The organism is Desulfomicrobium salsuginis (assembly GCF_054657795.1).
On sequence record NZ_BAAHYA010000001.1, the window covers coordinates 1,030,465 to 1,053,488 of the forward strand.

Below are 23,024 nucleotides of genomic sequence, written 5' to 3' on the forward strand. Positions count from 1 at the left end.
AGCGAGGATGAGCATGGACATTCGGAAATTTTCTTTGCCGGAAATCATATTCGGCCACGGCAGCATGGAATACACCGGTTCCTACGCCCTTCAGCTGGGCGCGAAGAAGGTCTTCGTGGTCAGCGACCCGGGACTGGAAAAAAGCGGCTGGGTGAAGAAACTGCTGCAGATCATCGAAGCCTCCTCCCTGCGCTGGGTCTACTACTCCAATGTCAGCTCCAACCCCCGCGACTACGAGGTGCACACCGGAGCGGAGCTCTACAAGGCCGAAGGGGCGGACGTGGTCATCGCCCTGGGCGGCGGCAGCCCCATGGACATGGCCAAAGGCGTGGCCACGGTGGTCAGCAACGGCGGGACCATCCAGGACTACGAGGGCGCCAACCTCATCACCAGCCCGCTGCCGCCCATGATCTTCCTGCCGTCCACGGCCGGCAGCGGATCGGACATCTCCCAGTTCGCCATCATCACCGACGTGGCCCGCAAGGTGAAGATGTCGCTCATCAGCCGTTCGCTGACGCCCAACGTGTCCATCATCGACTCGGAACTCCTGTCCACCGTCGACGACGACCTCCTCATCTCCTCGGCCGTGGACGCCCTGGCCCACGCCGTCGAATCCTACGTGTCCCTCATCGCCCACACGCTTACCGAAACCCAGGCCCTGAAGGCCATCCACCTCATTCTCGACAACATGCAGCCCGCCCTCAAGACCAGGGACCCCAAGGCCCTTGAATTCCTGTCCATCGCCGCCACGGCCGCGGGCATGAGCTTCAGCAACGCGAGCCTCGGCGCCTGCCACGCCATCGCCCACTCCCTGGGCGGCTTCTTCGACACGACCCACGGCATGGTGCACCCGGTCCTGCTGCCGGCGGTCATGAAGTTCAACCTGCCTGCCTGCGAGGAGAAGATGGCCACCATCGGTGAAATCGTCCTGGGGCGCAGGCTGTCCTCCTCGCGCCAGACCGCGGAAGGGGGCATCGCACGGTTGCACGAGATTTTCGAGGAACTCGGGACCTCGACCCATTTCAGGGAGATCGTCAACGACCGCACCGCTTTCCCGCAGATCTGCGAGATGGCCACCAAGGACGCCTGCCTGCTGACCAACCCCCGCCCGGCCACGGCCGAGGAGCTTCTGGCCATCTGCGAAGAGGTCTGGTGATGAACAGGACCAAGCTGTCCGACATCGTCGGACCTGAGTACACCAAGCTCGGCTTCTTCCGCGAAGTGCAGGAAAAGATGGCCGAACTCGAGACCTACAATGCCGAACTCGAACGCAAGAAGCAGGAGATCCAGGACATCCTGAACGGCATCATGGACCTCCTGGCCGTGGTGTCGCCCGACTACCGCATCGTCTACGTGAACAAGGTCTTCCACGACTATTTCGACATCGACCAACCCAAGGGCATGTACTGCTACGAAGTCTTCCGCGGCCGATCGGCTCCCTGCCGGACCTGCCCCCTGCGCACGGCCCTGCAGACGGGAAAGCCCGACCGCACCTCGTACCTCGACCCCCGCTCGGAACGTAACCTGCGCTTCGAGGTGGTGGCATCCCCCATGTTCGACGACAAGGGGCACGTCCGCACGGTCCTCGTCTCCAAGCGCGACGTGACCATGGAAAAGGAGTACCAGGCCAAATACTACCAGGCCGAGAAGATGGCCACCATCGGCCTCCTGGCCGCCGGCGTGGCCCACGAGATCAACAACCCCCTGGCGGCCATCAGCGGCTTCTCCGAGGCCCTCAAGCGCCGTATCCCGGCCCTGGCCACGTTGTTGGCCGATAACGCGGACTCATCGTTGCTTGAAGATTTCACCGACTACACCACCACCATCCTGGAAGAGTGCAACCGCTGCCGCGACATCGTCGGCAACCTGCTCTCCTTCAGCAGCCAGAAAACCTGCAAGTTCAACACGATAGATTTGAACACGCTGGTCGCAGACTCCGTCAAGATCCTGCACCACCAGATCAAGCTTCGTCCGGGCATCAATCTGGTCCTCGATCTGTACCCCTCGCCCGCAACCATTCAGGGTGCCCAGGGGGAACTGAAGCAGGTCCTGCTCAATCTGGTCCTCAACGCCATGGACGCCATAGAGTCCGACGGGACCATCACCATCCGTACCAGCTTCGGCAGGCCGGGACACGCGACCCTGACCGTCGAGGACACGGGCCAGGGCATCTCCCCGGACAAACTGGGCAAGCTCTTCATCCCCTTCTTCACGACCAAGACCAAGGGTCACAGCATCGGCATCGGTCTGTCCATCTGCTACAACATCATCCAGCAGCATAAGGGGGAGATCCTCGTCTGCAGCGAACCGGGCAAGGGCTCCATCTTCAAGGTCATGCTTCCCACCGGATTCCCCGGAAACAACAAGGAACCAAACACATGAGCATCTTCAATTCCATCGAGATCCTCGTCGTCGACGACGAGTCCAACATACGCAAGCTTTTCTCCCGCGAACTCACGTCCCCCGGGCGCAACATCCATACCGTCGGGAGCGCCGCCGAGGCCTTCGATTTCCTGCACAAGAACTTCTGCGACATCATCATCCTGGACATCCGGCTTCCAGACGCCAACGGCCTTGAATTGATGAGCAAGCTGCTGGAGACGGTGCCCAACGTGGCCATCATCCTCATCACCGGCTACGCCGATGTGGACAACGCCGTGGAGGCCATGAAAAACGGGGCCTACGACTACATCACCAAACCCTTCTCCCTGGAACGCATGGAGCAGGTCATCGAAAAGGCCTACCAGCGGGTGCGGCTGCAGCGGGAAAACGAACTCCTGCGGCACAACTCGGAGCACAAGTCCATGCCCAAGTTCATCGGCCACTCCAAGTCCGTGCAGCAGGTCCGCTACCTCATCGAAAAGGCGGCCCCCACGGACGTGCCGGTGCTGCTGACGGGCGAGAGCGGCACGGGCAAGAACGTGGCCGCGGCCGCCCTGCACGCCCAGAGCCGCCGCGCGGACCAGCCGCTGATCATCAAGAACTGCGGCACGTTCGACAAGGAGCTTCTGCGGAGCGAACTCTTCGGCTACTGCAAGGGCGCCTTCACCGGCGCCGACCGCAGCACCGACGGCCTGCTGACCCTGGCCCACAAGGGCACGCTCTTCTTCGACGAAGTGGGTGAACTGAGCCTCGAACTGCAAGGCGCGCTCCTGCGCGTGCTGGAGACCCAGCACTTCCGCCGGGTGGGCGACAAGGAGGAGCGCTGCGTGGACGTGCGCTTCATCTTCGCCACCAACAAGAACCTGGCCAAGGAGGTGGAGGAGGGGCGGTTCCACGACGCCTTCTACCACCGCATCAACGTCTTCACCATCGAGCTGCCGCCCCTGCGCGAACGCCGCGAGGACATCCCGTCCCTGGTCGAGCACTTCCTCATGTCCCTGGCCAAGGACGGCAAGGAGTACAAGATCTCCCCCCGGGCACTGCAGCAGCTCATGGACAACCCCTGGCCCGGCAACGTGCGCGAGCTCAAGAACATCATCGAACGCGGCATGATCCTGGCCGAGAACAACCTCATCAACGTCAAGGCCCTGCCCTTCTGCCAGAAGAGCTGCCAGAACCCGCGCGAAAAGGGCTTCTCCACCCTGGAGGAGTTGGAGCGCTCGCACATCAGCATGGTCATGCACGCCGTACAGGGCAACAAATCCAAGGCCGCCCAGATGCTGGGCATCGGCCGCAAGACCCTGTACCGCAAACTCGAGGAATACAGCCTGACGGACGTGGCGGGGCAGGACATCGGATTCCTGGGCAAGTGACCGGGTCATTTCGACACATCCCCCGTAAACCCGCCTGGAGGCTCGCTCCCGGAAGCGTTCGGCCAAGCGGGCATGGCTGCGCCGGTGGCCCGAACGTGACGGTTGTTTTTTGGCGCGCCATGGAGGACCCTCGATGCCGACGGTGCTGATTTTTTGCGATGAAGCGGGACGGATCGTGGAAGCCTGCGCCGGCAAGAACCCGGAGTGGAACCTCCCGCCGGGAACGCCGTTGTGGGAGGCGCTGGGCATGGAGGCTTCCGATGTCGGGGAATTGCTGACGCGGTTCCCGACAGGCACCGCCCACAGCCTGACAGGCCCCCTGGGCCAGCCCCTGATCCTGAACCTCGTCCCCCTGCCGGGCCGGCTGGCGCCATCGGGCGGGTACCTGGCGACCCTGACCGTGGCCGCCCTGACCCTGGCGGCACCCATCGGAGACGCGCCCGCCCCCACGGCGTCCGTCCTTGACTACGCCGTGTTCAACGCGGTCTTCAACGACGCGCGCGACGCCATCCTGCTCACGGACGACTCCTTCCGCATCCTGGCGGCCAACCGCAAGGCCCACACGCTCTATGCCGCGGGTGACGAATGTCTGGACGGCTCGGCCCTGCCGCGGATCCTGCCCCCGTCGGACGAGCCCAGAATCCTGGCCACAGCCCGGGCCCTCAAAAGCGGCGCGTCCTGGCGCGGTTCCCAGGTCACCCTCGGACCGGCCGGCCAGGAGACGCCCGTCAGGATGACCATCCGCTGCCTGAGCGTCGGCCGGGTGCGGCTCTACCAATTCATGCTGGGCGACCAGCGCCGGCGCATGGCCCTGGAGCGCGACCTGGCCAAAAGCCGCCGGCAGGTCGCGGACATGGACACGGCCCTGAAGCATGTCCTGCGCAATGTCGAGGAAGAGCGTCAGGAACTCAAGGAAGGCCTCGTGCAGCAGGTCCGCGAGGAGGTCCTGCCCACGGTGGAGCGCATCGTCCAGGAGGACTCCCACCTCGTCCGCCAGGCCTACCGTTCGGCCCTGGAGGAGCGCATCGCGGACATGGCCGAGGCCCCGTCCGACACGGCCGCCCTCTTCGCCCTGCTCACCCCCCGGGAAATGGACATCTGCCGCCTGATCCAGCAGAGCTGGCAGGGCCGCGCCATCGCCGAGCAGCTCGGCATCTCGTTTGAAACCCTGCAGACCCACCGCAAGAACATCCGCCGCAAGCTCGGCCTCAAGGGCGGGCCCGTCCCGCTGTCCGCCTTTCTCCAGCAGCACCCGCCCCTCTAGCCGTCGGGTATGCCCGCATACCCGATCCATCCCCGCCACGTCCCCTTGATCCCCTGCCCGTCATGGGTATTCTGCCCGATGCTGAATACAGGCGGGCCGCGGATGCGGCGCGCCCCCGAACCCGCAGCCAAGGAGATTGAATGGACAAAATACGTGTCGAAGGACTGTACAAGATATTCGGGCCGAGCCCCAAGAAAGCGTTGCAGATGCTTTCCAAGGGCCGGACCAAGGACGAGATCATGGCCGAGACCCGCCATGGCGTTGGCGTGAACAACGCCTCCTTCGAGGTGAAGGAGGGCGAGATCGTGGTCGTCATGGGACTGTCCGGCAGCGGCAAGTCCACCCTGGTGCGCTGCCTCAACCGCCTGATCACGCCCACGGCCGGCAAGGTCCTCATCGACGGGCAGGACGTCGCGACCATGGGTGACGAGGAGCTCAGGCACCTGCGGCAACGCAAGATGGGCATGGTCTTTCAGAATTTCGCGCTCTTCCCGCACCGGACCGTGCTGGAAAACGCCGCCCTGGGCCTGGAAATCCAGGGCATGGACAAGTCCGAGCGTCTGCGGCTGGCCGAAGAGGCGCTGTCCATGGTCGGCCTGGACGGCTGGGGCGAGTCCTACCCGCGCCAGCTCTCGGGCGGCATGCAGCAACGCGTGGGCCTGGCCCGCGCCCTGGCCCTGTCCCCGGACATCCTGCTCATGGACGAGGCCTTCAGCGCCCTGGACCCACTCATCCGCCGCGACATGCAGGACGAGCTCATCAACCTGCAGGAGAGGATGCGCAAGACCATCGTCTTCATCTCACACGACCTGGACGAGGCCCTGAAGCTCGGCGACCGCATCATCCTCATGAAGGACGGCGCCATCGTGCAGATCGGCACGCCCGAACAGATCCTGACCTCGCCGGCCGACGAGTACGTGGCCCGCTTCGTCGAGGACGTGGACATCACCAAGGTCCTGACGGCCGAATCCGTCATGAAACGCAGCGAGGCCGTGGCCGACCTGCGCACCGACGGCCCGCGCGCGGCCCTGCGCAAGATGCGCAAGCACAACATCGCCCATCTCTTCGTGGTCGACCACAACCACCGGCTGGTCGGTATCGTGTCCGCCGACGCGGCCGCGAACCTGGCCGCCCGGGGCGAGGAACAGCTGGCCGAGGCCATCTGCACCGAGATCAAGACCGTCTTCCCGGACACCCCGGCCCAGGACCTCTTCGGCATCATGGCCGACCTGCCCTACCCGCTGGCCGTGGTCGACGAGAACAACAAGTTCAAGGGCCTCATCGTGCGCGGCACCCTGGTCGCGGCTCTGGCCGAACGAGGAGGTGCCGCATGAACGACTTCAGACTGCCCGTGGGCGAATCCATCGAATCCGGCATCGACTTCCTGGTCGAGCACCTGTCCTTCATCACCAAGGCCAGCGCCGCCATCATCGAGACGGTCCTCGGGGCCATGGAAAGCGGCCTGCTGTTGGTCCCCATCCCGGTCTTCATCGTGCTGGCGGCGGCCGGCGTATGGCTCCTGACACGGGACCGCAGGCTGACCCTGGGCAGCGTCCTGGGCCTGGCCCTGATCTGGAACATGGGGCTTTGGGCGGCCACGGTCAGCACCCTGGCCCTGGTACTGGTCTCGACCCTGTGCGCCATCGCCCTGGGCGTGCCGCTCGGCATCCTCTCGGCCATCAACACGCGCATGTACCAGGCGGTCATGCCCGTGCTCGACGTGATGCAGACCATGCCGGCCTTCGTCTACCTCATCCCGGCCATCCCCTTCTTCGGCCTGGGCAAGACCGCGGCCATCTTCTCGACGGTCGTCTTCTCCATGCCGCCGGCCATCCGCTTCACCTGCCTGGGCATCCGCCAGATCCCGGCGGAGCTGGTGGAGTGCTCCACGGCCTTCGGCGCGACGCGCATGCAGCGCCTCATGAAGCTGGACCTGCCCCTGGCCGCGCCGACCATCATGGCCGGCGTCAACCAGACGGTCATGCTGGCCCTGTCCATGGTCGTCATCGCGTCCATGATCGGCGCCAAGGGCCTGGGCGGCGAGGTCTGGAAGGCCATCCAGCGGCTGCAGATGGGCCGCGGCTTCGAGGCGGGCATCGCCATCGTCATCGTGGCCATGATCCTGGACCGGGTGCTGCAGAAACTGGGCACCCGCAAAGACACATAATAAACAAAGGAGAATCGCATGAAGAAAATCCTGCTTACCCTGATCTGTCTGATGTTCCTGGCCGCGCCGGCCACCGCCGCCAAGGGCAAGGTCCGCATCGCCTACGTCGAGTGGGACTGCGCCACGGCCAGCACCATGACGGCCAAGGCCGCCCTGGAGCAGATGGGGTATGAAGTCGAGACCCTGCCCGTCGCCGCGGCCGCCATGTGGCAGGCCCTGGGCACGGGCGACGTGGACGCCATGGTCACGGCCTGGCTGCCCGTGACCCACGCCGACTACTACGAGAAGGTCAAGGACAAGGTCGAAAAGGTCTCAGTGGTCTCGGGCGGAGCCAAGCTCGGCTGGGCCGTGCCCGCGTACGTGACCATCGACTCCATCGAGGAGCTGAACGCCAACGCCGACAAGTTCGACGGCAAGATCATCGGCATCGACCCCGGCGCGGGCCTCATGAAGCTGTCCGAGCAGGCCATGGCCGACTACGGCCTGAACAAGCTCGAACTGATGGAAGGCAGCGGCGCGACCATGACCGCGGCCCTGGACACCGCCATCAAGAACCAGAAATGGATCGTCGTCACGGCCTGGTCCCCGCACTGGATGTTCGGCAAGTGGGATCTCAAGTACCTCAAGGACCCCAAGGGCGTGCTGGGCGGCGAAGAGAAGATCGAGGCCATCGTGCGCAAGGGCCTGAAGGAGGACATGCCCGAGGTCCACGCCTTCTTCTCCAACTTCAAGTGGGACTCCCCGGCGCAGCTGCAGATGGTCATGGCCTGGAACCAGGCCGGCGGCACCCCCGAAGAGAACGCCAAACGCTTCCTGAAGGAACACCCGGATACCGTGAAGGGCTGGATGGGCAAGTAGGCTGATGCAATGCGGGGCTCCGCCCCGCGCCCCGCAAGGGGCTCGCCCCTTGACCCGATTTGGGGTTAGGGGCTCGCCCTCGCAGTCGATCCCCCCGATCATCCCCCCTAAATGGGGTGCAGGGGGCGCGCCCCCTGCCCGCCGGAGGCCTCTTCCTCCTCCTCTCCCCACCACCAACGAAAACCCCGGCTCGCACCGGGGTTTTCGTTTTTCAGGCCTGCTTGCCGCAGCAGCGTTTGTATTTCTGACCGCTGCCGCAGGGGCAGGGGTCGTTGCGGCCGACCTTGGGGTCGGCGCGGCGCACGGTGTCGGGCTTGGTTTCGGCGGGTTCACTGCCGCCGGCGTATTTCACCTCTTCCTGCTCCTCGTGCTTGAGCTCCTCTTGGCGGACGATCTCGATGCGCAGGTGCATGAGGGCCTTCATGGTGTTCTCGCGGATGCGGAAGAGCAGGTCCTCGAAGAGTTCGAAGCCTTCGCGCTTGTACTCCTGCTTGGGATCGCGCTGGGCGTAGCCGCGCAGGCCGATGCCCTCCTTGAGATAGTCCATCTGCAGAAGGTGGTCCTTCCAGTTGCGGTCCAGGGCGTCGAGGAGGAAGAAGCGCAGGACTTCCTGGTACTGGTCCGGGGCTGCGGCGCGGTGCTCGTCGAGGACCGAGATGACGGCGGCGCGGGCCTCGTCCTTCTCGACGTACTTGCCGGCCTCGACCGTGCGTTCGAGGGCGAAGATCTCGTCCAATTTGGAGCGGACCATGCCCTTCAGTTCCTCGGGGGACTCGGTGTGGCCCTTGCGGTTCTCCATGGGCTCGTAGATGTCAGAAAGCAGGTCGTCGATGAACTCCTCGACGGTGGGCTGCACGTCCTCGACGGTCATGAATTCGCGGCGCAGGGAGTAGATGACCTCGCGCTGCTGGTTCATGACGTTGTCGTATTCGAGGAGCTGCTTGCGGATCTCGAAGTTGTGGCCTTCGACACGCTTCTGGGCGTTTTCGATGGAGCGGCTGATGAGCGGATTCTCGATGGTCTGGCCGTCTTCGAGGCCGAGGCGCTCCATGATGCCGGCGATGCGCTCGGAGCCGAAGAGGCGCATGAGGGTGTCGTCAAGGGCCAGGTAGAAACGCGAGGAGCCCGGGTCGCCCTGGCGGCCGGCGCGGCCGCGCAACTGGTTGTCGATGCGGCGGCTCTCGTGGCGTTCGGAGCCCAGGATGTGCAGGCCGCCCAGTTCGCGCACGCCTTCGCCCAGCACGATGTCCGTGCCGCGGCCGGCCATGTTGGTGGCGATGGTCACGCGGCCCTTCTGGCCGGCCTCGGCCACGATCTCGGCTTCCTTCTCGTGGTGCTTGGCGTTTAGGACCTCGTGGGGGACGCGCTTCTTCTTGAGGAGCTCGGAGATGAACTCGGACTTCTCGATGGAGGTCGTGCCCACGAGGACCGGCTGGCCCTTGGCGTGAAGCTCCCGGATCTCCTCGACGATGGCCTCGAATTTTTCCTTTTGGGTCTTGAGGATAACGTCGGGGAAGTCCTTGCGGACCATGGGCTTGTTGGGTGGGGCCACGATGACTTCGAGGCCGTAGATCTGCTGGAACTCCACGGCCTCGGTGTCGGCCGTGCCGGTCATGCCGGCCAGCTTCTCGTACATGCGGAAGAAGTTCTGGAAGGTGATGCTGGCCAGGGTCTGGTTCTCGGCCTCGACCTTGACGCCCTCCTTGGCCTCCAGGGCCTGGTGCAGGCCGTCGCTGAAGCGCCGTCCCGGCATGAGGCGGCCCGTGAACTCGTCGACGATAACCACCTGCCCGTCCTTGACGATGTAGTGGTCGTCGCGGGTGAAGAGGTAGTGGGCGCGCAGGGCCTGCAGGATGTGGTGCTGCAGGGTGATGTTGGCCGGGTCGAAGAGGTTCCCGACGTTCATGATCTCTTCGCAGTGCACCACGCCCTCGTCGGTCAGCACGACGGTGCGGGCCTTCTCGTCGATGGAGAAGTCCTCGTCGCGGGCCAGCTTCGGGATGATGGAATTGACGCGGGCGTAGAGGGAGGTCGACTTCTCGCCCGGGCCCGAGATGATGAGCGGGGTGCGGGCCTCGTCGATGAGGATGGAGTCCACCTCGTCGACGATGGCGAAATTGAGGGGCCGCTGCACGAGCTGGTGCCGGTAGAACTTCATGTTGTCGCGCAGGTAGTCGAAGCCGAACTCGTTGTTGGTGCCGTAGGTCACGTCGGAGCCGTAGGCGGCCTGGCGCTCGGCGTCGGTCAGGCCGTGGACGATGACGCCCACGGTCAGGCCCAGGAAGGTGTAGAGCTGGCCCATCCAGGCCGCGTCGCGGCGGGCCAGATAGTCGTTGACCGTGACCACGTGCACGCCCTTGCCGGACAGGGCGTTCAGCACCACGGGCAGGGTGGCTACAAGGGTCTTGCCTTCACCGGTCTTCATCTCCGCGATCTTGCCCTGGTGCAGGACGACTCCGCCCATGAGCTGCACGTCGAAGTGGCGCATGTTAAGGACGCGCTTGCTGGCCTCGCGGGTCAGGGCGAAGACCTCGGGCAGCAGGGAGTCGAGGCTGCGCCCGCCGGCCACCTCGTCGCGCCAGGCGGCCATCCGCGCCGGGAAGTCGGCGTCGGACAGGGCCTGCATGGCGGGCTCGAAAGAATTGACCTGCTCCACGAGGGGACGCAGGGATTTCAGGTATCTGTCGTTTCTGGATCCGAATATCTTCTTGGTCAAATAACCGATCATGAATACTCCCGACTCGTTGGTCCTGGGGGTGTAAGAGATTCTTGCCGGGCGCGGCCGCGGCCGCTAAGTTCCTTGGCCACCGCCCGCGTTCACGCACTAGGGCAGTTTCCACGCAATGACAACCACAGGAAGGACGCCATGAACGAGGCCCTGCTCATCATTGACATGCAGAACGATTTCGCCGTGCCCGGGGGTACGTGCGAAGTGCCCGGGGCCCACGCCACCATCCCGGCCATCCGCAGGGTGCTCCTGCGCTTCCGGGAACTGGGGCTGCCCGTGTTCCACGTCGTGCGCGAATACCGCGCCGACGGTTCGGACGTCGAGATCACGCGCCTCGCCGCCCTGAAGGAAAAAGACATGGTCGTGCCCGGCACGCCGGGGGTGCGCATCGTCCCGGGCCTGGAGCCCGAAGCGGGCGAGTACCGCATCGTCAAGCCGCGCTTCAGCGCCTTCATGTTCACGGAGCTGGACCTGATCCTGCGCCGCAAGGGCATCACGCACCTCGCGGTGACGGGCACCCAGCTGCCCTTCTGCCTGCGCGCCACCCTCTTCGACGGCCTGAGCCTTGGCTACCGCATGACCCTGATCACGGACGCCTCCTCCTCGCGCACCGAGGAGATCCACCAGGCCAACATCCGCGACATCCGCGACGCGGGCATGGACTGCGTCACCGTCGACGAATACCTGCGCGGCCTGGCCGCCGGGGCCCAAACACCGTCCTAGCAGCCCGCTTCAGAACCGGTTCAGTTCACGCTCCGTGTCGCGGTCCACGGCCTTCTGCTTGAGGTCCTCGCGCCGGTCATGGACCTTCTTGCCCTTGGCCAGGGCCAGCTCGATCTTGATCTTGCCGTCCTTGAAATAGAGCTTGGTCGGCACCAGGGTCAGACCCTTCTGCTCCATCCGGGACTTGAGGGAGCCGATCTCGTGGCGGTGCATGAGGAGCTTGCGCTCGCGGTCAGGCTCGTGCTGGGCGTAGCCCGCGTTGGCGTAGGTCGAGATGTGCACGCCCGAGAGCCAGGCCTCGCCGCCGGAGATGCGCACATACCCGTCCATGAAGTTGACCTTGCCGTCGCGCAGGGATTTGACCTCGGAGCCGGTCAGCATGATGCCGGCCTCGATGAAGTCCAGCAGTTCGTAATAATGTCGGGCTTTGCGATTGGTCGCGATGATCTTGATGCCCGTCGGTTTGGCGCACATGGGAAAATCCTTGGAATTGAAGGCTACTCGTCCACCAGGGAGGAGTAGAACATGAGCTCCTCGGGGAAGCGTCGGAAGATCATTTCCCGGACGAGCTTGTTGTTGCGGGCCACGGACTGGCTGGTCATGACCTGTTTCAGGAGGGCGCTGCACTCCTCCATGGAGGCCTGGCGCACGATGCGCTTGATGCCCGGAATGGCGTGGGGCCCCAGGCTGATGGAATCGACCTGCATGCCCATGAGCACGGGGATGCAGAAGGGGTCCGCGGCCAGCTCGCCGCACAGGCAGACCTCGATGCCGGCCCGGTGGGCCGAGTCCACGACCCACTTGATGGATCGCACGATGGCCGGGTGCAGGGGCTGGTACAGGTAGGACACGTCCTTGTTGGTGCGGTCGATGCCCAGGGAGTACTGGATCAGGTCGTTGGTGCCGATACTGAAGAAATCGACCTCGCGGGCCAGGAAATCCGCAGTGATGACGGCGCTGGGGACCTCGATCATGATGCCCATGGGCATGTCCTCGCGGAAGCAGATGCCCTCGGCGTGCATCTCCCGCTGCACCTCGCGGTAGAACTTCTTGACCTCGACGAGCTCCTGCAGGCCCGAGATCATGGGAAACATGATGGACACGTTGCCGAGCACGCTGGCCTTGAGGATGGCGCGCAGCTGCGTGCGGAACACGTCACGGTGCTTCAGGCAGTAGCGGATGGCCCGCAGCCCCAGGGCCGGGTTGGGTTCGCTCGGGATCTGCATGCGCATGAGCTTGTCGGCCCCGACGTCCAGGGTGCGGATGACCAGCTTCTTGGGCGCGACCAAAGAGGCCATGTCCATGTAGATCTCGGTCAGCTCGTCCTCGGTGGGCATGCCGCCGTGGCTCATGTAGCTGTATTCCGACCGGTACAGGCCGATGCCCTCGCCACCGTTGTCGTTGACCGCGACGACCTCCTCGAAAAGCTCGATGTTGGCCAGGACCTGCATGCGGTACCCGTCGATGGTCTCGGCGGGCAGCTGGCAGGAGCGCATGATGGTGGCCTGATAGCTTTCGAACTGGGCCTGCAGGTCCGTGTAGCGGGCCAGTTCGTCCTCGTCGGGGTCCAGGATGATGCGCCCGTGGAAGCCGTCGAGGACGATGATGCTGCCCTCGGTCAGGTCGTCCCCGAGGCCCTCCACGCCGACCACGGCCGGGATCTGCAGGGACCTGGCCAGGATCCCGGCGTGGGAGGTCTTGCCGCCCTGGGCCGTGGCAAAGGCCATGATCTTGTTCACGTCCAGCTCGATGGTGTCGGCCGGAGACAGGTCGTGAGCCAGGAGGATGGCGCGGTGGGTGATGGCGCTCAAGCCCCCTTCGCCGCCGACGAGCTTGCCGAGGACCCTTTCGGCCACGAGGCGCACGTCCTGCATGCGCTGGCGCAGATACTCGTCGGCGATGGCGGCGAAGACCTCCTGCAGGTCCCCAACGGCGCGCTCCAGAGCCCACTCGGCGTTGATCCTGGTGTTCTCGATGTGATCCAGGGCGCGTTTCCTGAACTTGTGGTCGCGCAGCATCATGAGGTGCGACTCGATGATGGCCGCGTGCTCCTTCAGGTCCTCGGGCACGAGGCTTAAGATCCGTTCCAGGTCCTGCAGGGCGGCTTCGAAGGCGCGGCCCAGGCGCTCCATTTCACGCGGCACGTCCTCTTCGCCCAAGGTCTGGCGGGCCATGCCGGAAAAATGGTTCCTGTTCAGGCAATAGGCCTTGCCGATGGCGATGCCTGCGGAAACCGGGATGCCGTAGAGGGTACGCGAAGGCATCAGCGGTCCTCTCCAAACATGTCTTCGAACATCCTGGTCAGGCTCGAAATGGCCTGGACCGCGTCGGGCCCCTGGGCCCGCAGCCGAAGCTCCGTGCCCTGCGGGGCGGCCAGGGACAGGAGATCCAGGATGGATTTCGCGTCGGCCTCCATGCCGCCGGAATGCACGCTGATGCTGGCCGCATAGCGCTGGGCCTCCTGCGATATCTTGCCGGCGGGCCGGGCGTGGAGGCCAAGACTGTTGCCGACCCGGATGGTTCTTTCCTGCACGTCGTCCATACGCATCACCTACATGGATACAAGGGGGAGAACCCTCTCCCAAGGAACAGCCAAACCGCCCAGCACCACCGCCGCCAGGATCAGGGCGCGGTCCCTGGACCGATACATGCCGCACGCGGCCAGCAGGGCCGCGCAACCTGCCCCGGCCAGGGTCCAGAGCCCGCCCCGCGGCGCGACCTGCAGCACGAACAGGGCCAGCAGAACACCGTTGACCAGCTTGAGGCGCCGCCCCCAGTCGATGAGCCCCCAGGACTTGAGGCGCTGGAGAAAGGCCAGTCCCTGGGCGTAGCCGCGGCCGAAGGTGAACATCTTGAAAAACTGCAGGGCGGCCAGGCAGAGCAGCACCCAAAGGGCCAGGAGCCAGATGCGGTCCGCGGCCGCGAGGTTGACCCCGACCAGGGACCACATGACCAGGAAGCTGCCCCCGAAAAAGGAGTCACCCAGGGCCGAGAGGGTGTAGACCGTGGTCGTGCGCAGCTTGGGCAGGATGTCGGCGGGAAGCAGGCCCGCCGCGATCTTGCGCTCCATGGCCAAAAATATCCCGGCCAACAGCGGCGTCCAGTAGGGGTGGGTGTTGTAGTGCTTCAGGTACCTGCCGCGGGCGCGCTTCAGGGCGACCGGGTCTGCTGCGTACAGGGCGCGCAGACCGGGCTCCATGATGAAGGCCAGGCCCACATTCTGCATCCCGCGGGTGTTGAACGTGGCGCCGACCATGTAGGTGCGCAGAAAAACCTGCAGCAAGATACGCGTATCCACCCCTACTCCGCGTCCTGTTCGAGAATCAGCTCGTAAATCCGCTTGGCGGTCCAGCCTCTGGTCCGCTCGCGCACGGCCCGGGCGGCGTCCTTGGGGCGCATGCCCTCCCCGATCATGGTCCGGGCCAAGGCGATCACTTCCGCCTCCCCCGTGGCGGCTCCCGCCTCGGGGGGCCCCACGACCACGGTCACCTCGCCCAGGAGTTCGCCGTCCATGTCGAGGGCCTGACCAAGCCTTCCGTTGATAAACTGCTCATGTTTCTTGGTCAATTCCCGGGCCAGACAGAATTCCCTCTCTCCCAGGACCTCGAAGGCCAGCGCGAGCGTCGGCAGGACGCGGTTCTTGCGCTCAAAGAAGACCAGGGTGGCCGGCACGTGGGCGTACGCGCCGAAAAGGGCTCGCACCTCGCCTGCCTTGCGGGGCAAAAAACCCAGGAAGACGAAGGGATACGGGGGCAGGCCGCTGGCCATGAGGGCGGTGATGGGCGCGCAGGGGCCGGGCACGGGCACGACGGAAACGCCGGCCCTTCGGCAGGCCGCCACGAGACGGTAGCCGGGGTCGGCGATGAGGGGGGTTCCGGCGTCGGAGACCACGGCCACCTGCAGCCCCTGGCCGAGCAGTTCCAGAACCTCGGCGATGCGGCTGTCCTCGTTGTGTTCGTGCAGGCTCAGGAGGCGCTTGCCGCCGATGCCCGCCAACTGCAGGAGATGGCCGGCGCGGCGGGTGTCCTCGGCCAGGATGACGTCTGCGGCTTCGAGGGTCTGCCGCGCCCGGGGCGAAAAATCACCAAGGTTGCCAAGGGGCGTGGCCACGATCCAGACCGTCCCGTACATCGATGATATCCTCCCAGTGTTCGACGAGGGTCTCCCCGTCCAGGAAAAGCACGGCCACGAGGTCGAAGCGGCAGGGCCTGCTCCAGGCCTTCTTACGGCTCAGGTACTGCGACGCGGCGCGGATCAGGCGCTTTCTCTTGGCCGGGCCCACGGCCTCGCCCGGCTCGCCGCGCACATGGCCCGAACGGGTCTTGACCTCGACGAAGACGATGGCGCCGCTGTCCTCGCAGACCAGGTCAAGCTCACCTCCGACGCAGCGGACATTGCGCTCCACGACCCGCAGACCTTTCTCCTGCAGGAACGCGGCGGCCAGATCCTCCCCGGCCAGACCCGTGATCAGATGCCGGGCAGCCACAGGGTCTTCTCCCGGGGCGCGGGGCACACGCCCTTGAACGTCAGGCGGTGGGCCGGACTGGGGCCCAGGCGCCGCAGGGCGTCCAGGTGTTCCTGCGTGCCATAGCCCTTGTGCACGGCCAGGCCGTAGCCCGGGTAGCGCTCGTCCATGCGTTCGAGCAGCTCGTCCCGGAAGGTCTTGGCCAGGATGGAGGCGGCGGAGATGCAGGGATGGATGGCGTCGCCCCCGACCACGGTCGTCAGCGGCAGGGTCGTGGGAAAGGGGCGGTTGCCGTCGACCAGCACGCAGTCGGGCTGCACGCGCAGGGCGCACAGCGCCCGCGACATGGCAGCCAGGGTGGCCTGCAGGATGTTGATGCGGTCGATTTCCCGGGGCCAGGAAAAACCTAAGGCCCAGGACACTGCCTGGGCCTTGATGGCTTGTGCGAGCACCGCGCGACGCCGCGGGGAAAGCTTCTTGGAATCCGTCAGGCCCGGGAGGTCGTACCCGGGGGGCAGGATGACGGCCCCCGCCACGACCGGGCCGGCCAGGCAACCGCGGCCGGCCTCGTCGATGCCGGCCCGGACCCCGTCCATGCCCCGGGAACAGCCCTTCTGGCTGAGCAAATCGGGCCTACCAGGCGTTCTTGGTCTTGATGCGGGCAGCCTTGCCCCTGAGGCGACGCAGATAGTAGATGCGGCTCTGACGCACCACGCCTTCGGACACGACCTCGATGCGGTCGATGGTCGGGGCGTGCAGGGGGAAGATGCGCTCCACGCCGACGCCGTCGGAAACCTTGCGCACGACGAAGGTGCTGTCCGTGGTGCCTCTCTTCAGACGCATGACCACGCCCTGGAAGACCTGGATGCGCTCCTTCTCCCCTTCGATGATGCGGGTATGCACCTTGACGGTGTCACCGGCCCGGAACTTGGGGACGTCGGCACGCAGGTGCTCGCTTTCGATCTTTTTGATGATGTCCATGATTTTCTCCTTTATCTGAAGCGGCCTGTACGCCGCCACGAATCTTAACCCACATCGCCCAGCAGACGGTCCACCATGATGGACGCCGCGGAGCGGACAGAAAGGTGGTTGTACCTATCCATAAAACGTATGGCCCGCAACATGCCGTCGGCCCCTTCCAGAACCTCGGGCCGCAGGCCGTGCCCCGTACCAAGCACCAGCAGGACAGGTTCGTCCCGCAGCCACCGGGCCGCCTGTTCGCAGGTCATGTTCCCGGCCTTGGCGCTGGTGGCCAGAACCTTGGGCCTGCGCCCCGTGCGCGCGGCGATGTCGGCCACTGCGTCGTCCAGGAGGCCCACCACCCGGACCCGGCCCAGAGCCTCGCTGCGGTCGGGGTTGGCCGTGAGCCCGTACCCCTCGCGCCAGTGCCCCACGAGCGTGCGGGCCAGCGCCTGCTGATCCGCCACGGGCGTGCAGATATAATATCCGCCGAGCCCATAGGTACACGAAACGCGTGCAATATCGTGGAGGTCGAGGTTTGTCAAAGATGTTGTGATGGTCTGACCGGATTTATTTTCGACCGGGTAGTGCACCAGGGCCACGTGCAGGTTGCGCCCCGACCTGACCCTGTCCAATGCTTTGAGATACTTGATGTCCTCGTCGGTCAGCGGCGCCCTGGACAGGATGTCGGGCCGCATGTGCAGGGTCGTCTCCAGGCTCTGCTCCCGCCGCCACTGGGCGATGCGGCCGTGGTGACCGGACGAAAGGACCTCGGGCACCTTCAGGCCCTCGTACTCCTCGGGCCGGGTGTAGTGCGGGTATTCGAGGAGGCCCGTGCTGAAGCTTTCCTCGTCGGCGCTCTCGTCCTTGCCCATGAAGTCGGGGATGAGCCGGCCCACGGCCTCGATGAGGCACAGGGCGCCGGTCTCGCCTCCGTTCAGCACGAAGTCGCCCACGGACACGGCCTCGATGGGGCAGAGTTCCTCCAGGCGGGCGTCGAAGCCTTCGTACCGCCCGCACAGCAGGGCCAGCTCCTCCTCCCCGGCCAGTTCGCGGGCCAGGGCCTGGGTCAGGGGGCGGCCCTTGGGGCTGAGCATGAGGATGCGCGCCTTGGGCCCGAGGGTGGACAGTGCGCGCCGCAGCGGGTCCACGGCCATGACCATGCCGGGACCGCCGCCGTAGGGGCGGTCGTCGACGTTGTGGTGCCTGTCCATGGAGTGGTCGCGCGGGTTGATGAACGAAAACTCGACCAGCCCCTTCTCGCGGGCCTTGGAAAGCAGGCCGCAGGACAGGGGCGATTCGAAGAATTCGGGAAAGATGGTGATGACTGAAAAACGCATTCCTGCTTCCACGTTTATCCGGATGGAGCATGATGGAGGGCCGCAAAAAACGTGCGGCATCGCCCGATGTCATTCCCGCGAGGGGGGGGATCCATTCCGCAGTTTCACCGAGAGACTTTACAAGGCATGGATTCCCGCCTCCGCGGGAATGACGCATCGCCAGTGCCGGAGTCTTTGGAGAGTCCCGCTACGCCTGCCCTCGATGTCATCCCCGCGAAGGCGGGGATTCATTCCGCAATTTCACGAGGACTTTACAAGGCATGGATTCCCGCCTTCGCGGGAATGACGCATTGCCAGTGCCGGAGTCTTTGGAGAGTCCCGCTACGCCTGCCCTCGATGTCATCCCCGCGAAGGCGGGGATTCATTCCGCAATTTCACGAGGACTTTACAAGGCATGGATTCCCGCCTTCGCGGGAATGACGCATTGCCAGTGCCGGAGTCTTTGGAGAGTCCCGCTACGCCTGCCCTCGATGTCATCCCCGCGAAGGCGGGGATTCATTCCGCAATTTCACGAGGACTTTACAAGGCATGGATTCCCGCCTTCGCGGGAATGACGCATTGCCAGTACCGGAGTCTTTAGAAAATCCAGCTGCGTCTGCCTCGATGTCATCCCCGCGAAGGCGGGGATCCATTCCGTGATGTCAACGAGTTACTTGAAAAGTATGGATTCCCGCCTGCGCGGGAATGACGACATTGTGTATCGACAATCCTGCGCGCTCTTGCCTTCAGTCGATCACGCTCATGGTTGTTGGTACAGTTCGAGAAGCCCCTCGGGCGGGTCGACGACGATGACCCCGGCGTCCAGGTCGATGTCCAGGACGAACTCCTCAACGGCCGGCAGCAGGATCTCGCGGCCCTGGTCGTCGTGGATGAACCACAGCTCCTGTCCGGCCACGTCCCGGATGTCCGCCAAAATTCCGATCCGCGACCCGTCGACGTGCATGATGGGCAGGTCGATGAGATCCTCCGGCCGCACCTCGCCCTCGTCGAGCTCGGGCAGGTCCTTTTCCCTGGCCAGCACCTCGGCCCCCCGCCAGCCCTCGGCTTGGTCCCGCCCCTGACAGCGGTCGACAAAAATCAACGCGCGTCCCTGGTGGGGACGCCACTCCAGAAGCTCGCAGGGCCTGGGTTTCTTGCCCGGGAGCTGGAGGTAGATGCGCCGCAATCCCTCAAAGAGGAAAGGGGAGTCTGCATAAAGTTCGATGCAGAGCTCCCCCTTGAGGCCATGCGGTTTCTGGACCCGGCCCAGTTCCACAAGCCTGACCGGGCCTGAATTCTCGACGGACACGCTACTCCAGAATCTCCAAGACGGAACGTTTCCTGGCCTTGGTCGAAGCCGCGCCCAGAATGGTGCGCATGGCCCTGGCCGTGCGACCCTGCTTGCCTATGACCTTGCCAAGGTCTTCCTTGGCTACCTTGAGTTCAATGACGGAAGTCTGCTCGCCCTCGATTTCGGAAACGGAAACACTGTCCGGATTGTCAACCAAAGACTTGGCCATGAATTCGATCAAATCCTTGAGCATAGGTACCTCCGCTGTAGAGCTGTAGGGTCGCAAGTCGAGCCGAACGACGAGCTTTGGAGGTACTAATTACTGAATCCAGCTTTCTTTAGCAAGGAGCGAACGGTATCTGTGGGCTGCGCGCCGCGTTCCATCCAGCTCTTGATCTTGTCCTGGTCGATCTTGATGTCGGCGGGCTCGGTCATGGGGTTGTAGTAGCCCACGTAATCAAGAACCCGGCCGTCGCGACGGGAAGCGGAATCCACGGCGACGATGCGGTAGAAGGGTTTCTTCTTGGAGCCCATGCGGGTCAGTCTGAGTTTCATAGCCATTGTAGTTCTCCCTGAACGTAAGTGTGGTGCGCGTCCGGCGCCCGCCTCCAGCGGAAGGGGCAAGCCGGGCGGCTATTTTTTCCTGCGCTGCTTCTTGGCCTTCTTGCGCTTTTCCTTGAGCTTGGCCGCTTCCGCGGCCGAACGCCCGCCAGGCCCCTTTCCGGGCATACCGCCCATGCCGGGCATTCCGGGCATGCCGCCCGGCAGAGCTCCGGGCATTCCGCCCATGCCGGGCATCCCCGGCATGCGTGCGCCCTGGGGCATGGCCGGCATCTTGCCGCCCATCATCTTCTTCATCATCTTCTGCATCTGCTCGAAATTCTTGAGCAGCTGATTGACTTCAGTGACCGTGACCCCGCTGCCCTTGGCGATGCGCTGCTTGCGGCTGGGGTTGATGATCTTGGGGTCGTGGCGCTCGGCCATGGTCATGGAGTTGATCATGGCCTCGACCCTGGCCAGCTCCTTCTCGGGCATCTGCACGTCCTGCAGCTGCTTGCGGATCTGGCCCATGCCGGGGATGAGCTTCATGATCCCTTCGAGGGAACCGAGCTTCTTGATGCGCCGCATCTGCGTGCGGAAATCTTCGAGGTCGAACTCGGCCTTCTTGAACTTCTTCTCGAGGGCCTCGGCCTCCTTGGCGTCGATGGTGGCCTGGGCCTTCTCGATGAGCGTCAGCACGTCGCCCATGCCCAGGATGCGCGAGGCGATGCGGTCCGGGTGGAAGACCTCCAGTTCGCTCAGGCGCTCGCCCATGCCGACGAACTTCAGCGGCTTGCCGGTGATGGACTTGATGGACAGGGCCGCGCCGCCGCGGGCGTCGCCGTCCATCTTGGTCAGGACCACGCCGGTGATGTCCAGGACCTCGTTGAACTTCTCGGCCACGGTCACTGCGTCCTGGCCGGTCATGGCGTCGGCCACGAACAAAATTTCATGGGGCCGGCATTTTTCCTTGATGCCGACCAACTCCTGCATGAGCAGCTCGTCGATGTGCAGGCGGCCCGCCGTGTCCAGAATGATCACGGAGCAGCCTTTGAGCTCGGCCTCGCGCATGGCCGCCGCGCAGATGTCCACCGGATTCATCTCCACGGTGGACGGGTAGACCGGCACGCCGAGCTCCGAGCCGAGCTTGGTCAACTGGTCGATGGCCGCGGGGCGGTACACGTCGGCCGGGACCAGGTAGGGCTGGTACTTCTGGCGGCGCAGGTACAGGGCCAGCTTGGCCGCGGACGTGGTCTTGCCCGAGCCCTGCAGGCCGGCCATCATGATCACGTAGGGCGGCTTGCCCTTGAAGTCCAGGGCGTAGCTCTCGCCGCCCAGGAGTTCGATGAGCTCCTCGTGGACGATCTTGATGACCTGCTGCCCCGGCGTGAGGCTGCCGAGCACGTCCTGCCCCATGGCCCGTGACTTGACCCGTTCGACGAAATCCTTGACGACCTTGAAGTTGACGTCGGCTTCCAGCAGGGCCAGGCGCACTTCGCGCAGGCCTTCCTGAATGTTGCCTTCGTCGAGGCGGCCGTGGCCGCGCAATTTTTTGAAGACCGATTCAAGCCGGTCTGACAAGCTGTCGAACATGCAAGGGCACCTATTGTAGGGAAAAGAAGTAGGGTTGCATAGACAAGTTCCATGCACCCGTCAAGTACGGCCTCGGCGCCCCGCAACGCTGCGCGTCGCGGGGGCGAGACGAAAAAAGGCGGAAAACGTCCGACGGTCGAAAAGCCGTCCGGGCCGGCAGTTCTAACCCATGGCCTTGGCGAAGGCCCGCGCGAAGCCGGGGCCGGCGCCGCGGATGGTGCTTTCGTCCACGCAGAAGGCTAGACGGAAATAGCCGGGGTAGCCGAAGCCCGAGCCCGGCACGGCCAGGATCTGCTCCTGCATGAGCTCGTTCACGAAAGCCGTATCGTCGCTGCCCTTGGGGATGCGCGGGAAGAAATAGAACGCGCCCTGGGGCATGGAGAAGGAGAAGCCCGCTTCGTGCAGGACCTCGGCCATGGCGTCGCGGCGGCTGGCGTAGACGGAAGCGTCCACCTGGTGGCCGAGGGCCTTGACCAGCAGCTTCTGCCCCACGGCCGGGGCGTTGACGAAGCCGAGAATCCGGTTGGTCAGGATGACGCCCGCCACCAGCTTGCCCGCTTCGGGCATGGCCGGGTTCACGGCCACGTAGCCGACCCGCTCCCCGGCCAGGGCCAGGTTCTTGGAGAAGGAGCTGACCACCACGCTGTGCTCGTAGACCGGGAAGATGGCCGGGACATCGGCCCCGTCGTAGGCCAGGAAACGGTAAGGCTCGTCGGAGATGAGCAGGATGGGCCGGCCCGTGCGGGCCGAGGCCTGGCGCAGGACGTCGGCCAAAGCGGCCAGCTCATCTAATGTATAGATGCGGCCGGTGGGGTTGTTGGGCGAGTTGACGAGCACGCAGCGGGTGCGCTCGGTGATGGCCGCGGCCAAGGCCGCCAAGTCCAGTTCGAAGGTCAGGGGCTTGGACGGCACGGCCTTCAGCACGCCGCGGTGGTTCTCGGCGTAGAAGCCGTACTCCACGAAATACGGCGCCGGGCAGAGCACCTCGTCGCCCGGTTCGAGCACGGCCCGGAACAGGGCATTGATGCCTCCGGCCGCGCCGCAGGTCACGACCACCTGATCGGCGCTCACGGCCGTGCCCTGCTCGCCGGCGATGACCTCGGCCAGGCGCGCCCGCACCTGCGGGTAGCCGGCATTGGGCATGTAGCCGAAGGCGAAGGGCTTGCCCGCCTCGTCGGCCAGCTCGCGCAGGCCTTGGGCCACCGCCGCGGGCGGAGCCAAATCCGGGTTGCCCAGGCTGAAGTCGTACACGTTCTCGGCCCCGTACTTCTTCTTGAGTTCGATGCCGGCCTCGAACATGCGCCGGATCCACGACGATCTGGACAGATAACCCTCAACTTGCGAACAAAGCATGATATTTC

The 23,024-nt window shown here is 64.8% G+C and carries 23 protein-coding genes; 8 read left to right on the plus strand and 15 right to left on the minus strand.

The annotated features are described in order from the left end of the window. The first annotated feature begins 13 nt into the window (after positions 1-13). The 7 genes from ACYQ3G_RS04630 (at position 14) to ACYQ3G_RS04660 (ending at position 8,044) form a co-directional block, all read left to right on the plus strand. Entirely contained in the window at positions 14-1,156 is a 1,143-nt protein-coding gene (locus ACYQ3G_RS04630) for an iron-containing alcohol dehydrogenase (protein ID WP_459822893.1), read from the plus strand. Further along, positions 1,156-2,382: a two-component system sensor histidine kinase NtrB gene (locus ACYQ3G_RS04635; RefSeq protein ID WP_459822896.1), complete on the plus strand. Its 1,227-nt coding sequence runs from the start codon at positions 1,156-1,158 to the stop codon at positions 2,380-2,382. Before ACYQ3G_RS04630 ends, ACYQ3G_RS04635 begins: the two co-directional genes overlap by 1 nt. After that, on the plus strand, positions 2,379-3,755 hold the full coding sequence (locus ACYQ3G_RS04640) for a sigma-54-dependent transcriptional regulator (RefSeq protein WP_028578066.1): 1,377 nt from the start codon (positions 2,379-2,381) through the stop codon (positions 3,753-3,755). Before ACYQ3G_RS04635 ends, ACYQ3G_RS04640 begins: the two co-directional genes overlap by 4 nt. A 133-nt stretch (positions 3,756-3,888) precedes the next feature. Next, entirely contained in the window at positions 3,889-5,019 is a 1,131-nt protein-coding gene (locus ACYQ3G_RS04645) for a response regulator transcription factor (protein WP_459822900.1), read from the plus strand. A 140-nt stretch (positions 5,020-5,159) separates the two neighbouring features. After that, positions 5,160-6,353 carry a quaternary amine ABC transporter ATP-binding protein gene (locus ACYQ3G_RS04650; protein ID WP_459822903.1) on the plus strand — a complete coding sequence of 398 codons (1,194 nt, stop codon included), beginning with the start codon at positions 5,160-5,162 and terminating at the stop codon, positions 6,351-6,353. Beyond that, positions 6,350-7,186, plus strand: coding sequence for an ABC transporter permease (locus ACYQ3G_RS04655; protein ID WP_459822906.1), 837 nt, complete (start codon positions 6,350-6,352; stop codon positions 7,184-7,186). The genes ACYQ3G_RS04650 and ACYQ3G_RS04655 overlap by 4 nt, the downstream gene beginning before the upstream one ends. Positions 7,187-7,204: 18 nt before the next feature. After that, positions 7,205-8,044, plus strand: a complete 840-nt coding sequence (locus tag ACYQ3G_RS04660; RefSeq protein WP_459822909.1) for a glycine betaine ABC transporter substrate-binding protein — start codon at positions 7,205-7,207, stop codon at positions 8,042-8,044. A 211-nt stretch (positions 8,045-8,255) separates the two neighbouring features. On the opposite strand, the gene secA is transcribed toward ACYQ3G_RS04660, so the two are convergent. Continuing rightward, positions 8,256-10,772: a preprotein translocase subunit SecA gene (secA, locus tag ACYQ3G_RS04665; protein ID WP_459822912.1), complete on the minus strand. Its 2,517-nt coding sequence runs from the start codon at positions 10,770-10,772 to the stop codon at positions 8,256-8,258. A gap of 138 nt (positions 10,773-10,910) precedes the next feature. Here secA and ACYQ3G_RS04670 point away from each other — a divergent pair, with 138 nt between their 5' ends. Beyond that, complete coding sequence (locus ACYQ3G_RS04670; RefSeq protein ID WP_459822915.1) at positions 10,911-11,495, plus strand: cysteine hydrolase family protein; 585 nt, start codon at positions 10,911-10,913, stop codon at positions 11,493-11,495. A gap of 9 nt (positions 11,496-11,504) precedes the next feature. Here the strand turns inward: ACYQ3G_RS04670 and smpB are convergent, their stop codons facing one another. The 14 genes from smpB to ACYQ3G_RS04740 all read right to left on the minus strand — a co-directional run bounded on the left by smpB (position 11,505) and on the right by ACYQ3G_RS04740 (position 23,016). Beyond that, positions 11,505-11,969, minus strand: a complete 465-nt coding sequence (gene smpB / locus ACYQ3G_RS04675; protein WP_459822917.1) for an SsrA-binding protein SmpB — start codon at positions 11,967-11,969, stop codon at positions 11,505-11,507. Positions 11,970-11,992: 23 nt separating this feature from the next. Then, positions 11,993-13,759 (minus strand): phosphoenolpyruvate--protein phosphotransferase, encoded by a 1,767-nt coding sequence (ptsP, locus tag ACYQ3G_RS04680; RefSeq protein WP_459822920.1) that lies wholly within the window; start codon positions 13,757-13,759, stop codon positions 11,993-11,995. Next, positions 13,759-14,037 carry an HPr family phosphocarrier protein gene (locus ACYQ3G_RS04685; RefSeq protein WP_459822923.1) on the minus strand — a complete coding sequence of 93 codons (279 nt, stop codon included), beginning with the start codon at positions 14,035-14,037 and terminating at the stop codon, positions 13,759-13,761. The genes ptsP and ACYQ3G_RS04685 overlap by 1 nt, the downstream gene beginning before the upstream one ends. Positions 14,038-14,046: 9 nt before the next feature. Beyond that, on the minus strand, positions 14,047-14,793 hold the full coding sequence (locus ACYQ3G_RS04690; protein ID WP_459822925.1) for a PTS system mannose/fructose/sorbose family transporter subunit IID: 747 nt from the start codon (positions 14,791-14,793) through the stop codon (positions 14,047-14,049). Positions 14,794-14,795: 2 nt separating this feature from the next. Next, positions 14,796-15,626 (minus strand): 16S rRNA (cytidine(1402)-2'-O)-methyltransferase, encoded by an 831-nt coding sequence (gene rsmI, locus ACYQ3G_RS04695; protein WP_459822928.1) that lies wholly within the window; start codon positions 15,624-15,626, stop codon positions 14,796-14,798. Beyond that, entirely contained in the window at positions 15,577-15,981 is a 405-nt protein-coding gene (locus tag ACYQ3G_RS04700; protein ID WP_459822931.1) for a YraN family protein, read from the minus strand. The genes rsmI and ACYQ3G_RS04700 overlap by 50 nt, the downstream gene beginning before the upstream one ends. Further along, entirely contained in the window at positions 15,963-16,556 is a 594-nt protein-coding gene (rnhB, locus tag ACYQ3G_RS04705) for a ribonuclease HII (protein WP_459824182.1), read from the minus strand. Before rnhB ends, ACYQ3G_RS04700 begins: the two co-directional genes overlap by 19 nt. Positions 16,557-16,593: 37 nt before the next feature. Further along, entirely contained in the window at positions 16,594-16,941 is a 348-nt protein-coding gene (gene rplS / locus ACYQ3G_RS04710; RefSeq protein WP_028578080.1) for a 50S ribosomal protein L19, read from the minus strand. Positions 16,942-16,985: 44 nt separating this feature from the next. Next, entirely contained in the window at positions 16,986-18,260 is a 1,275-nt protein-coding gene (gene trmD, locus ACYQ3G_RS04715; protein WP_459822935.1) for a tRNA (guanosine(37)-N1)-methyltransferase TrmD, read from the minus strand. Between the two features lie 739 nt (positions 18,261-18,999). Beyond that, positions 19,000-19,548, minus strand: a complete 549-nt coding sequence (rimM, locus tag ACYQ3G_RS04720; RefSeq protein WP_459822938.1) for a ribosome maturation factor RimM — start codon at positions 19,546-19,548, stop codon at positions 19,000-19,002. A gap of 1 nt (position 19,549) precedes the next feature. Next, positions 19,550-19,783 carry a KH domain-containing protein gene (locus ACYQ3G_RS04725; protein WP_459822941.1) on the minus strand — a complete coding sequence of 78 codons (234 nt, stop codon included), beginning with the start codon at positions 19,781-19,783 and terminating at the stop codon, positions 19,550-19,552. Positions 19,784-19,845: 62 nt separating this feature from the next. After that, a complete protein-coding gene (gene rpsP / locus ACYQ3G_RS04730) occupies positions 19,846-20,091 on the minus strand; it encodes a 30S ribosomal protein S16 (protein WP_028578084.1) in 246 nt (81 codons plus the stop codon). Between the two features lie 72 nt (positions 20,092-20,163). After that, complete coding sequence (gene ffh / locus ACYQ3G_RS04735; protein ID WP_459822945.1) at positions 20,164-21,663, minus strand: signal recognition particle protein; 1,500 nt, start codon at positions 21,661-21,663, stop codon at positions 20,164-20,166. A 162-nt stretch (positions 21,664-21,825) separates the two neighbouring features. Beyond that, positions 21,826-23,016 carry a pyridoxal phosphate-dependent aminotransferase gene (locus ACYQ3G_RS04740; protein WP_459822947.1) on the minus strand — a complete coding sequence of 397 codons (1,191 nt, stop codon included), beginning with the start codon at positions 23,014-23,016 and terminating at the stop codon, positions 21,826-21,828. Positions 23,017-23,024: the final 8 nt, after the last annotated feature.

What these genes read in the sequence shown, in the direction of transcription:
- ACYQ3G_RS04630 (WP_459822893.1), top strand. Translation starts at nt 14, where the DNA reads ATGGACATTCGGAAATTTTCTTTGCCGGAAATCATATTCGGCCACGGC.
- ACYQ3G_RS04635 (WP_459822896.1), top strand. Translation starts at nt 1,156, where the DNA reads ATGAACAGGACCAAGCTGTCCGACATCGTCGGACCTGAGTACACCAAG.
- ACYQ3G_RS04640 (WP_028578066.1), top strand. Translation starts at nt 2,379, where the DNA reads ATGAGCATCTTCAATTCCATCGAGATCCTCGTCGTCGACGACGAGTCC.
- ACYQ3G_RS04645 (WP_459822900.1), top strand. Translation starts at nt 3,889, where the DNA reads ATGCCGACGGTGCTGATTTTTTGCGATGAAGCGGGACGGATCGTGGAA.
- ACYQ3G_RS04650 (WP_459822903.1), top strand. Translation starts at nt 5,160, where the DNA reads ATGGACAAAATACGTGTCGAAGGACTGTACAAGATATTCGGGCCGAGC.
- ACYQ3G_RS04655 (WP_459822906.1), top strand. Translation starts at nt 6,350, where the DNA reads ATGAACGACTTCAGACTGCCCGTGGGCGAATCCATCGAATCCGGCATC.
- ACYQ3G_RS04660 (WP_459822909.1), top strand. Translation starts at nt 7,205, where the DNA reads ATGAAGAAAATCCTGCTTACCCTGATCTGTCTGATGTTCCTGGCCGCG.
- secA (WP_459822912.1), bottom strand. Translation starts at nt 10,772, where the DNA reads ATGATCGGTTATTTGACCAAGAAGATATTCGGATCCAGAAACGACAGA.
- ACYQ3G_RS04670 (WP_459822915.1), top strand. Translation starts at nt 10,911, where the DNA reads ATGAACGAGGCCCTGCTCATCATTGACATGCAGAACGATTTCGCCGTG.
- smpB (WP_459822917.1), bottom strand. Translation starts at nt 11,969, where the DNA reads ATGTGCGCCAAACCGACGGGCATCAAGATCATCGCGACCAATCGCAAA.
- ptsP (WP_459822920.1), bottom strand. Translation starts at nt 13,759, where the DNA reads ATGCCTTCGCGTACCCTCTACGGCATCCCGGTTTCCGCAGGCATCGCC.
- ACYQ3G_RS04685 (WP_459822923.1), bottom strand. Translation starts at nt 14,037, where the DNA reads ATGGACGACGTGCAGGAAAGAACCATCCGGGTCGGCAACAGTCTTGGC.
- rsmI (WP_459822928.1), bottom strand. Translation starts at nt 15,626, where the DNA reads ATGTACGGGACGGTCTGGATCGTGGCCACGCCCCTTGGCAACCTTGGT.
- rnhB (WP_459824182.1), bottom strand. Translation starts at nt 16,556, where the DNA reads ATGGACGGGGTCCGGGCCGGCATCGACGAGGCCGGCCGCGGTTGCCTG.
- rplS (WP_028578080.1), bottom strand. Translation starts at nt 16,941, where the DNA reads ATGGACATCATCAAAAAGATCGAAAGCGAGCACCTGCGTGCCGACGTC.
- trmD (WP_459822935.1), bottom strand. Translation starts at nt 18,260, where the DNA reads ATGCGTTTTTCAGTCATCACCATCTTTCCCGAATTCTTCGAATCGCCC.
- ACYQ3G_RS04725 (WP_459822941.1), bottom strand. Translation starts at nt 19,783, where the DNA reads ATGCTCAAGGATTTGATCGAATTCATGGCCAAGTCTTTGGTTGACAAT.
- rpsP (WP_028578084.1), bottom strand. Translation starts at nt 20,091, where the DNA reads ATGGCTATGAAACTCAGACTGACCCGCATGGGCTCCAAGAAGAAACCC.
- ffh (WP_459822945.1), bottom strand. Translation starts at nt 21,663, where the DNA reads ATGTTCGACAGCTTGTCAGACCGGCTTGAATCGGTCTTCAAAAAATTG.
- ACYQ3G_RS04740 (WP_459822947.1), bottom strand. Translation starts at nt 23,016, where the DNA reads ATGCTTTGTTCGCAAGTTGAGGGTTATCTGTCCAGATCGTCGTGGATC.